Source organism: Deinococcus phoenicis (genome assembly GCF_000599865.1).
Taxonomy (GTDB): domain Bacteria; phylum Deinococcota; class Deinococci; order Deinococcales; family Deinococcaceae; genus Deinococcus; species Deinococcus phoenicis.
This window is the reverse complement of record NZ_JHAC01000038.1, coordinates 1-10,000: the sequence shown is the minus strand read 5'-3', so window position 1 is coordinate 10,000 and position 10,000 is coordinate 1. Positions and strand designations below refer to the sequence as shown.

At 65.5% G+C, this 10,000-nt stretch carries 11 protein-coding genes (1 of these 11 cut by a window edge); 1 reads left to right on the top strand and 10 read right to left on the bottom strand.

Annotation, left to right across the window (positions count from 1 at the left end; all coding sequences use genetic code 11):
• Both rpoC and rpoB read right to left on the bottom strand, forming a co-directional pair.
• Window positions 1–1,032, bottom strand: partial view of a DNA-directed RNA polymerase subunit beta' gene (rpoC, locus tag DEIPH_RS12075; protein WP_034358416.1) — the 5' portion only. It extends 3,585 nt beyond the left edge of the window; the window shows 1,032 of its 4,617 coding nt (coding positions 1–1,032); its start codon is at window positions 1,030–1,032; its stop codon lies off the left edge, out of view.
• A gap of 104 nt (window positions 1,033–1,136) precedes the next feature.
• The gene (gene rpoB, locus DEIPH_RS12070; protein ID WP_034358414.1) at window positions 1,137–4,595 is read right to left on the bottom strand and encodes a DNA-directed RNA polymerase subunit beta; all 3,459 of its coding nucleotides are present in this window, start codon (window positions 4,593–4,595) and stop codon (window positions 1,137–1,139) included.
• 355 nt (window positions 4,596–4,950) lie between these two features.
• Between rpoB and DEIPH_RS12065 the strand changes: the two genes are divergently transcribed.
• Window positions 4,951–5,730: a tetratricopeptide repeat protein gene (locus tag DEIPH_RS12065; RefSeq protein ID WP_034358412.1), complete on the top strand. Its 780-nt coding sequence runs from the start codon at window positions 4,951–4,953 to the stop codon at window positions 5,728–5,730.
• A gap of 74 nt (window positions 5,731–5,804) precedes the next feature.
• Here the strand turns inward: DEIPH_RS12065 and DEIPH_RS12060 are convergent, their stop codons facing one another.
• The 8 genes from DEIPH_RS12060 to rpmG all read right to left on the bottom strand — a co-directional run bounded on the left by DEIPH_RS12060 (window position 5,805) and on the right by rpmG (window position 9,728).
• Window positions 5,805–6,071, bottom strand: coding sequence for a cold-shock protein (locus DEIPH_RS12060; protein WP_034358410.1), 267 nt, complete (start codon window positions 6,069–6,071; stop codon window positions 5,805–5,807).
• A 207-nt stretch (window positions 6,072–6,278) separates the two neighbouring features.
• Window positions 6,279–6,647: a 50S ribosomal protein L7/L12 gene (gene rplL / locus DEIPH_RS12055; RefSeq protein WP_034358408.1), complete on the bottom strand. Its 369-nt coding sequence runs from the start codon at window positions 6,645–6,647 to the stop codon at window positions 6,279–6,281.
• A 57-nt stretch (window positions 6,648–6,704) separates the two neighbouring features.
• On the bottom strand, window positions 6,705–7,235 hold the full coding sequence (gene rplJ / locus DEIPH_RS12050) for a 50S ribosomal protein L10 (protein ID WP_034358406.1): 531 nt from the start codon (window positions 7,233–7,235) through the stop codon (window positions 6,705–6,707).
• 199 nt (window positions 7,236–7,434) lie between these two features.
• Window positions 7,435–8,133, bottom strand: a complete 699-nt coding sequence (gene rplA / locus DEIPH_RS12045; RefSeq protein WP_034358404.1) for a 50S ribosomal protein L1 — start codon at window positions 8,131–8,133, stop codon at window positions 7,435–7,437.
• On the bottom strand, window positions 8,126–8,560 hold the full coding sequence (rplK, locus tag DEIPH_RS12040; RefSeq protein ID WP_034358402.1) for a 50S ribosomal protein L11: 435 nt from the start codon (window positions 8,558–8,560) through the stop codon (window positions 8,126–8,128). Before rplK ends, rplA begins: the two co-directional genes overlap by 8 nt.
• A gap of 162 nt (window positions 8,561–8,722) precedes the next feature.
• On the bottom strand, window positions 8,723–9,295 hold the full coding sequence (gene nusG / locus DEIPH_RS12035; protein WP_034358400.1) for a transcription termination/antitermination protein NusG: 573 nt from the start codon (window positions 9,293–9,295) through the stop codon (window positions 8,723–8,725).
• The gene (gene secE / locus DEIPH_RS12030; RefSeq protein WP_034358399.1) at window positions 9,292–9,471 is read right to left on the bottom strand and encodes a preprotein translocase subunit SecE; all 180 of its coding nucleotides are present in this window, start codon (window positions 9,469–9,471) and stop codon (window positions 9,292–9,294) included. Before secE ends, nusG begins: the two co-directional genes overlap by 4 nt.
• Window positions 9,472–9,560: 89 nt before the next feature.
• Entirely contained in the window at window positions 9,561–9,728 is a 168-nt protein-coding gene (gene rpmG, locus DEIPH_RS12025) for a 50S ribosomal protein L33 (RefSeq protein WP_012692576.1), read from the bottom strand.
• Window positions 9,729–10,000 lie beyond the last annotated feature (272 nt).

Here is a 10,000-nt window from a genome sequence, read left to right as displayed (position 1 = left end):
GGCCGTGACCTTCACGTCCCCCTTCTTCTTGGGGAAAGTCACGTCCGAGAGGCGGCTGTCGCGGCTGACCCGCAGGCGGTTGCCGGCTTCCGCCGTCGCCAGCACGCTCCCGGCTTCCACCACTTCACCCTCGGCCACCTGCACGTTCAGGCCGTGCGGGAGGTACACGCGGGCCAGCACCTCGCCCGCAGCGGCGTCCTCGGCGGCGCTGTCGCGCAGCTCCACCATCACGCTGTCCTCGCCCATGTCGTGCAGGAAAGCGGTGCCGTCCACCGGCGCCGTGATCTGCACGTCACCTTCCAGCTCGGCCAGGATTTCCCCGGCGCGGAACGCGTCCTGCTCGACCAGCACGTCGGCGGGCAGGGGCAGGCTGGCTTCCACCTGCTCGGCATAGGCGATCTCGGCGCGGCGGGGGAAGCGGTACTGCGCGAGGCCGTCCATCTTGGCGACCACGTTGCCGCCCAGCGTCTGTCCGCGCGTTACGTACTCGCCGTCACGGATGACCGCCTCGGTCCCGTTCGGCAGCGCGTAGGTTTCCTGCCGCCCGAAGCGCAGCTCGCGGTACTCGTCGTCGCTCAGCAGCTCGCCGCGCTTGAGGGGGCGGCCTTCCTTCTGGGCGTTGAGGGGCTGGGTGACCAGGAAGGAGCTGAAGTACAGCACCTTTTCCAGTTGCCCGGCGGACAGGTCGAGCAGCGTGCCGATCTTGCTGGGCGTGTCCTTCACGTACCAGATGTGCGCGGCGGGCGTCGCCAGGTCGATGTGGCCCATGCGGTAGCGGCGCACCTTGCTGGAGGTGACTTCCACGCCGCAGCGTTCGCAGACCTTGCCCTCGTAGCGCTGGCGCTTGTACTTGCCGCAGGCGCACTCGTAGTCCTTCTGCGGCCCGAAGATGCGCTCGTCGAACAGGCCCTCGCGCTCGGGCTTCAGGGTGCGGTAGTTGATCGTTTCCGGCTTTTCCACCTCGCCGAAGCTCCACTCGCGAATCTTCGCGGGGCTGGCGATGGCGATACGGACTTTGTTGAAGTCTTTCATTGCTCTCCTTCGGAGAATGGGTCTAACGGTCGAACCGTCAAACGGTCTAACGCTTGTGCTTTCAGCTTTCAGACGGTTAGGCCGTTTGACCTTTAGACAGCGCTTTAGCGCTTGGGCATCATCCCTTCGAAGATGTCCACCGGCTTGTCGCCGCCATCCAGCACCTCGACGTCCAGGCCAAGCGAGTGGAGTTCCTTGACCAGCACCTTGAAGGACTCGGGGATGGTGCTGCCCGACACTTCCTCGCCCTTGACGATGCTCTGGTAGGCGGCGTCGCGGCCGTCGATGTCGTCGGACTTGATCGTCAGCATCTCCTGGAGGGTGTGCGCCGCGCCGTAGGCTTCCAGTGCCCACACTTCCATCTCGCCGAAGCGCTGGCCGCCGAACTGCGCCTTGCCGCCCAGCGGCTGCTGGGTGATCAGGCTGTAGGGGCCGGTCGAGCGGGCGTGCAACTTGTCTTCCACCATGTGGTAGAGCTTCATCACGTACATGGTGCCGACCACCACCGGGCCGCTGATCGGCTCGCCGGTGCGCCCGTCGAACAGGATGCTCTTGCCGGTGCGGGCGAGCTGCATCTGTGCCGGTTCGTAGTCGCCGTTCGGGGCACTGATCACGCCGACCTTGCCGGCGCGGTCCAGCACGTCCTGCTCGCGCTTGTCGAGTTCGAAGCCCTCGTCCTTGCGGCGCTGGAGGCGTTCGGCGGCGGCGACTTCCAGCATCTCCTTGATCGCCACTTCCGTCGCGGAGTCGAACACGGGCGTCACGAACTTCTGGCCGGTCAGACGCGCGACTTCACCGAGGTGCGTCTCCAGAATCTGGCCGAGGTTCATGCGGGAGGGCACGCCGAGCGGGTTGAACACCAGGTCGACGGGGGTGCCGTCTTCCAGGTAGGGCATGTCCTCGGGGGGCAGGATCTTGGAGACCACACCCTTGTTCCCGTGGCGGTTCGCCACCTTGTCGCCCACCTGAAGCTGACGCTTCTGGGCCACGTACACGCGCACCATCTCGCGCACGCCGGGCTTGAGGTCCACGCCCTCGTCACCGCGGCGGAAGCGCACCGTCTTCACCACGATGCCGCCCTGACCGGACTGCACACGCAGCGAGGTGTCCTTCACCTCACGGGCCTTTTCACCGAAGATCGAACGCAGCAGGCGCTCTTCGGGGGTGGGTTCGGACTCGCCCTTGAAGGAGGTCTTGCCGACCAGGATGTCGCCGGGCTTGACCTCGGCACCCACGCGCACGATGCCGTCCTCGTCAAGGTCACGCAGCGCGGCTTCGGAGAGGCCCGGAATGTCGCGGGTGATCTTCTCCGGCCCCAGCTTGGTGTCGCGGGCCTCGATCTCGTCCTTCTCGATGTGGACCGAGGTGTAGAAGTCCTTGCGGACCAGCCCCTCGCTGATGCAGATCGCGTCCTCGAAGTTGAAGCCGTCGAAGGGCATGATGGCGATGGTGATGTTCTGCCCCAGCGCCAGGCGGCCCAGGTCGGAGGCGGGACCGTCCGCGATGACCTGCCCGGCCCTGACCTCGTCACCCACCTGCACGATGGGGTGCTGGTCGAGGTTGGTGCCCTGGTTGGAGCGGGTGAAGCGCACCAGTTCGAAGGTGCGGACGTTGCCCTGCACCATACCGGCCTGCGGCGCGTCCTCGGTCAGCGTGACCTGGATCGCGCGGGCGTCCACGTAGGTCACGCGGCCCGTCACGTCGCTGATGACACTGGTGCCCGAGTCGGTCACCACGCGCTCCTCGACGCCGGTGCCCACGGCGGGGCTGTCGGCGCGCACGAGCGGCACCGCCTGCGACTGCATGTTCGATCCCATCAGCGCGCGGTTGGCGTCGTCGTGTTCGAGGAAGGGGATCAGGGAAGTGTTGATCGAGACGATCTGCTTGGGCGACACGTCCATGAAGTCCACTTCATCGGGCGTGTACAGCAGCGGGTCACCCTTGCGGCGGGCCAGCACACGCTCGTCGGCGAAGGTGCCGTCGGCGTTCAGCGGGCTGTTGGCCTGCGCGATGGTGTAACGGTCCTCGATGTCGGCCGTCATGTAGATCACGTCGTCGGTGACGCGGCTGCCCTCGACCCGGCGGTACGGCGCCTCGATGAAGCCCAGGCCGTTCACCTTCGCGTAGCTCGACAGCGAGGAGATCAGACCGATGTTCGCACCTTCCGGCGTCTCGATGGGGCAGATGCGCCCGTAGTGCGTGCGGTGAACGTCGCGCACGTCGAAGCCCGCGCGCTCGCGGGTCAGGCCGCCCGGCCCCAGCGCGGAGATACGGCGCTTGTGGCGCAGGTCCGACAGCGGGTTGGTCTGGTCCTTGAACTGGCTGAGCTGGCTGCGCCCAAAGAATTCACGCATCGCCGCCACGATGGGGCGGTTGTTCACCAGCTTGGTGGGGGTCGCGGCGTCGGGGTTGCCCAGCAGCATGCGCTCACGCACGCCGCGCGCCATGCGGCCCATGCCCACGCGGAGCTGGTCGGCCAGCAATTCGCCCACGGTGCGCACGCGGCGGTTGCCGAGGTGGTCGATGTCGTCTTCCGTGACCGGCACCTCGTTCACCACGCCGTCCTCGTCCGCACCGAGACCGACGGTCTCTAGGCCCTGCTGGAGCGCCATCAGGTAGCGGATGGTGTCCACCAGACCCGCGTCGCTGAACTTGCCGTCCTGGAAGGTGAGCAGGGTGCGTTCCTGACGGCTGGTGCCCAGCTTGGTGTTCATCTTGAAGCGGCCCGGCTCGCCCAGGTCGTACCGCTTGGGGTCGGCCAGCAGGCCGTAAAGGTACTGAATCGCCTTGTCGCGCTTGGGCGGGTCGCCGGGGCGCAGCACCGTGAAGAGGCGCAGCAGGGCCTCGTCGGCGCTCATGCCCGCGCTCTTGTCCTCGGGCAGTTCTAGGTCGGTGTCGAACTCGGTAAAGAGCGCGCGCAGCTGGGCGTCGTCGTAGCCCAGGACGCGCAGCAGCATCGCCACCGGGAACTTGCGCTTGTTGACCTTCATTTCCAGCACGCCCGCGTTCATCTCCAGCTCGATCCAGGGGCCGCGCTTGGGCATCGGAATGATCGCCGCCGTGTACAGCTTCTTGATGCCCTTGTAGGAGGAGGTGAAGTACACGCCGGGCGAGCGGTGAATCTGCGAGATCACCACGCGGTCGGCCCCGTTGATCACGAAGGAGCCGTCCTCGGTCATCAGCGGCAGGTCACCCAGGAACACCTGGTCTTCCTTGATCAGCCCGCTGTCCTTGTGGATCAGCTGGAGCTTGGCGTACATCGGGGCCTGATAGGTCAGGTCCTTCTCGCGGCACTCCTCGGGCGTGTAGGGCGGGTCGCCCAGTCGGTACTCCAGGTAATCCAGCACCAGCCCCGTCGAACGGCCCTTCTCGGTCTCGTCGATCGGAAAGACTTCGCGGAAGGCGCTCTGCAACCCGGTATCGTCACGAGCGTCGGGGGCCTTGTCGGCTTGCAGGAACGCCCTGAAGGAGTTGACCTGCACCTCGGTCAGATTGGGCAGCGGGATCACTTCGGTGATCTCACCGAATCGCTCAATGCGCGGCTTGATAGAGTTGGCCTTCATTCACACCTCGCGCACCCTGGGTGTTGCTGCTGCGGCCTTCCGGGGCGGAAAAAGGCGCAGTCGGGAAAAACGGCCGGGCAAAAGCGCGGCCGAGACCACAGCCCTGCTCGGCTGTGTCCCGTGATCGAGTGTTAATTGTGGAGTCCGCGTCCCTGCAAAGGTCTCCCGTCCAACCCATCATGGTCGGCCACAGAAGAGTCTATGCTAAAGGCAGCCCATTGTCAAGTGGCCGGAAGAGCCGGAGGGCTTTGGCAGGCACCCGGTAGCCCTGCACGCCTCGCGGTGCTTTGGGCTGTCCTTTTGGCGGCCGCATGTCATAACCCGACGTCAGCTCCCAGCCCGTACCATCGGAAGCGTGAATCCCCTGGCCTTCCTGAACCATTATCCCTGGCTGCTGTACCTGTCCGGCGCGCTCCAGATCATTTTTCTGGTCCATGCGGTCGTCACCCGGCGCAACTTCTACTGGATCTTCATCCTGCTGATTGGCTCGTATCTCGGCGTTCTCGCGTACCTTTTCCTGGAGTTCCTGCCCACGTTGCGGGGGGGTGGTCGCCGCGCTGGAGCCGCCTTTCAGACAGGCTTGGAGGCCATCAAACCTCTCGACACCCGCATCCGTGAGGCCCAGGCGCGGCTGGCCGAGAGCGACACCCTCTCCCACCGCGCCGATCTCGCGGCGCTCCAGGCCCGTGCGGGCAGGCCCGAGGAAGCACAGGCCACCCTCGCGCCCCTGCTGAGCGGCATCTATGCCGACGACCCGGTGGTGCTGCTCACCAGCGCCGAACTCGATCTGGCGCGGGGACGGGCGGCGGCGGCCGAAGCGTACCTGAACCGGGTGGACCTCCGCACCAGTGCGGCCACCCGGACCCGGACCCTGACGCTGCTCGCCCAGGCCCAGGAGGCGCAGGGCAAGACCGCCGAGGCCGATGCGACGTACCGCGAGGCCATGACCGCCGCAACCACCGAGGAACCCCGCGCCCGTTACGCCCAGTTTCTGCTGAAGCAGGGCAGACGGGAAGAGGCGGCCACGCTGCTCAGTGCGCTGGCCCGCACCGAACAGCGGGCCACCAGTCTCTACAAGCGCCAGGAACGCGAGTGGTTCCAGTTGGCGGCGGGCCTGCGGCGCGAGCTGAAATAACCGCCAGCATCCAGCAATAAATCAGCAATAAAAAAGAGGCCCAGTGACGGGCCTCTTTGTTGCTTGAATGGGGATTACCAGCGGTTGTTGTCGCGGCGGGCAGGGCGGTCGCCGTAGGCGGGAGCCGGGGCAGCCTTCGTCACGACGATGTTCTTGGCCTGGGGTCCCTTGCCGCGCTGACCGGGTTCGATCTCGAACTCGACCTCGTCACCCTCGTTGAGCTTCTTGAAGCCCTGAGCCTGGATGGCGCTGAAGTGCGCGAACACGTCGTCGCTGCCTTCCGTCTCGATAAATCCGAAGCCTTTTTCCGCGTTGAACCACTTCACTTTGCCTACAGCCATCTTCAACTCCTCGTGCGTTTCCAGAACAGAAAAGAGACGCGACTTGTTTACCGCGTCTCTCAAAAAGATCTGCTGGAAAACTACCTGCCTACTATCGCCGGTCTGGACCCGGAGAATAGTAAGATAGATTACGAAAGGTGGATAGGGTCCCGGCAGCAGAAAGCCCCCACCGTGGGGCGGGGGCTGCACTCCCGGTGGGAAGGAACTTTAGCGGAGTTCGACCTTGGCGCCAGCGGCTTCGAGCTGGGCCTTCATCTTCTCGGCTTCGTCCTTGCTGATGCCTTCCTTCAGGGCGCCACCCTTTTCGCTCATGTCCTTGGCTTCCTTGAGGCCCAGGCCGGTGATGGCGCGGATTTCCTTAATGACGTTGATCTTGCTCGCGCCCGCGTCCACCAGCACGACGTCGAACTCGGTCTTCTCCTCGGCGGCGGGTGCGGCGGCAGCGCCGGCGCCACCCCCGACGGCCACGGCGGCGGTCACGCCCCAGGTTTCCTTGAGGCCGTCAATGAGGTCGGCGAGTTCCATGATGGTGAGGGTGCTGAGCTGGTCGATCAGAGCCTGTTTGTCGTAAGCCATGGTGATGTCCTCCGGTATTGGATTGGGTTGGGGTAAAGAGGTGGGAAGAGGGAGAGCTTAGCCCTGGGCTTCGGCGCTGGCCGCTTCGGGGTTGGCGTCGCCGCCGCCGAGCTTGGCCTGGTACGCTTCGAGAATCCCCACGAAGTTGCTGAGGTGCGCGCTGAGCACGCCCACAAACTCACCCTGAAGGCTCTGCTTGCTGCCGAGGCTCGCCAGACGCTCGATGACCTTCACGTCGACGCGGTTGCCCTCGACAAAGCCGCCCTTCATGGCGGGGATGCCGCGGTCGTTGCCCTTGGACGCGTCACTGAGCGCCTTGGCGACGCCAGCGGGGTCTGCATGGGCCAGCACCAGGGCGCTGGGGCCTTTCAGGGTATCGCCGAAGTCACGGCCACCTTCCTGAAGGGCGAGGTTGATCAGGGTGTTCTTGGCCACGATAAGCTGGCCACCCTTCTCGCGGATGTCTTGACGCAGCTTGCTGAGCTGCCCGGCGGACAGGCCCTGGTAGTCGACGACATAGAACGTCTCGACGCCCGAGAGGCTGCCCTTGAGGCTGGTCAGGTTCTGCTGATTGCGTGCGTTCGCCACGTGGGGGAACCTCCTTTGTGGTGAACAAGTCCAGGTACGCGGATGCGCCCTGACAACTCGGCGGGATGTTTAAACCTGGCAAGGGTCCCCGCTGTCTACGATGCCGAAATTAAGAGGTGCAACAGCGCACCGGGGTGCCGAAGTTCAGTGGGGGAGAGGCGAGCGGCACAAGAGGCGCACGGCGCCCTCCCCGAAAAAGTCAGGCCTGCGCGCCGCCCAGCGTGAGGGGAATGCTCGGCCCCATCGTGCTGGTCAGGAAGGCGCTGCGGAGGTACACGCCCTTGGCGCTGCCGGGCTTGGCCGCTTCCAGGGCGCTGATGAGCGCCTGGTAGTTCGCGCTGAGGTTGGCCGGATCGAAGCTGGCCTTCCCGATGGGCGCGTGGACCACGCCGGTCTTGTCGTTACGGAACTCGATGCGGCCGGCCTTGAGACCGCGCACCATGCCCGCCACGTCAGGGCCGACCGTGCCGCTCTTGGGGTTGGGCAGCAGGCCGCGCGGCCCGAGCAGGCGCGCGAGCTTCTGGCCGACCTGGGCCATCATGTCGGGGGTGGCGACCACGGAGTCGAACTCCATGAAGCCGCCCGCGATGCGGTCGATCAGCTCGTCGCCGCCGACCACATCGGCTCCGGCAGCCTCGGCGGCGGCCACGTTGTCACCCTTGGTGATCACGGCCACGCGCACCGTCTTGCCGGTGCCGTGCGGCAGGGCGACTGTGCCGCGCACGTTCTGGTCGCTCTTGCGGGGGTCGATGCCCAGGCGGAAGTGGACTTCCACCGTCTCGTCGAACTTGGCGGTGGCCAGGTTCTTGACCAGGGCGGCGGCCTCGTCGATGGTGTACTGTTTGTTGCGGTCCACCTTCTCGATGAGCGCGCGGTAACGCTTGCCGTGCTTAGGCATTCGGGGCCCCCTCGATGGTCACGCCCATGCTGCGGGCGGTGCCGGCCACGGTGTTCGCGGCCGCCTCGACGCTCCCGGCGTTCAGGTCGGGCATCTTGGTCTTGGCGATCTCCAGGACCTGGTCCCAGTTCAGCTTGCCGACCTTGGCCTTGTTGGGGGTCGCGCTGCCCTTTTGCAGCCCGGCCGCCTTGCGGATCAGGTAGCTCATGGGCGGCGTCTTGGTGATGAAGGTAAAGGAGCGGTCCGCATAGATGGTGATCTCGACGGGGATGATCGCGTCACCCTTGTCGGCCGTCTGCGCGTTGAACGCCTTGGTGAACTCCATGATGTTCGCGCCGTACTGACCGAGCGCGGGACCGACGGGCGGGGCCGGGGTGGCCTTGCCCGCGGGCAACTGGAGCTTGACAAGCCCTGTGACTTTCTTCATGCGTTTCCTCCTTAGCTCCCCCGGCCCGCTCCGAGGAGCTGCGGGGTGCTGACGCTAAGTCCTGCTGAAAGGGAGAGTCTCCATTCCAGCAGCAACTTTTACAGTGTACAGGGCCAGTGCGCGTCTGCCAAGTCTGGCCCTGCGGCCCTCAGGAAAAGAGCCTTACTTGCTGACCTGCGCGAAGTCCAGCTCGACGGGTGTCTCGCGGCCGAAGATGCTGACCAGCACCTTGACCTTGGCCTGCGGCGCGTTGATTTCGCTCACCACGCCGCTGAAGTCGGCGAAGGGGCCACCCGTCACGCGGACCATGTCGCCCGGCTTGAGATCCACCTTGACGCGCGGCGCAGCTTCTTCCTGCGGCTGCGCGGCCACACCCACCGAGGCCAGCAGACGCTGCACTTCCTCCGGGGAGAGGGGCACCGGACGGGTCGCCGTGCCGACGAAGCCCGTCACGCCGTTGGTGCCGCGCACGACTTCCCACGACTCACCCAGCTCGCCGGGCGCGTCGTCGTCCTCGACATCCATCTGCACGAAGACATAACCGGGGAACAGCTTGCGCTTGACGGTTTCCTTCTTGCCGCCCTCGCGCAGTTCCACGGCTTCCTCGGTGGGTTGCAGCACCTGGAAGATCTTGGTGTGGTGCATCCCGAGTTTTCTGGCCCGCTCCAGCAGGTGCTGTTCCACGCGGTCTTCCTGACCCACGTAGGTATGGACGGCGTACCACTCGATGCTCATGGCAGCACCGCCCGGATCAGATGGCCGAACGCGAAGTCCAGCACGAACACGATCAGGGTCAGGGCGATCACGAAGATCAGCACCGCCTGCGTGCCGTCGATCACCTGCTGGCGCGTCGGCCAGGTGACGCGCGCCAGTTCTTCGCGCGAGTCCCGCAAGTACTGAATCAGATTCATGCGCTCACCTTGCCCGTCCTTGCCTTCAGAGAGGAAAAAAGCCGACCCGTGGCCGGGCTACCGCAGCCCGCAGCAGCCCGGCTGCGAGGTCAGACCTTCTTCTCCTTGAAGACGACGTGCTTTTTCGCCACGGGGTCGTACTTGCGCAGTTCCATCTTGGCCTGCGTGTTGCGGCGGTTCTTGGTGGTCGTGTAGTAGAAGCCCGTTCCAGCGGTGCTTTCCATCTTCACGATGATGCGCGGTCCGTCCTTCGCCATGTTGCTGCTCCTTTCGCGCTTTCCGGCGAGGCGTTGCCTCCCGGTCGGCGCTCCCAGCCCTCCACTTTCTGCTGAAGTCGCTGGTAAAAGCCCGCCTTGTGGCGGGCAACATTCGGATTATAGGCAGTTCGGGCGCAGGTGTCCACCCGTGACGCACAAAAGAGGGGAGACCGGCTGGCCTCCCCCTCCTGCCCCGAAGGGCGCCGAACCTTACTCCAGGACCTTGGTAACGACGCCCGCGCCGACGGTGCGGCCACCTTCGCGGATGGCGA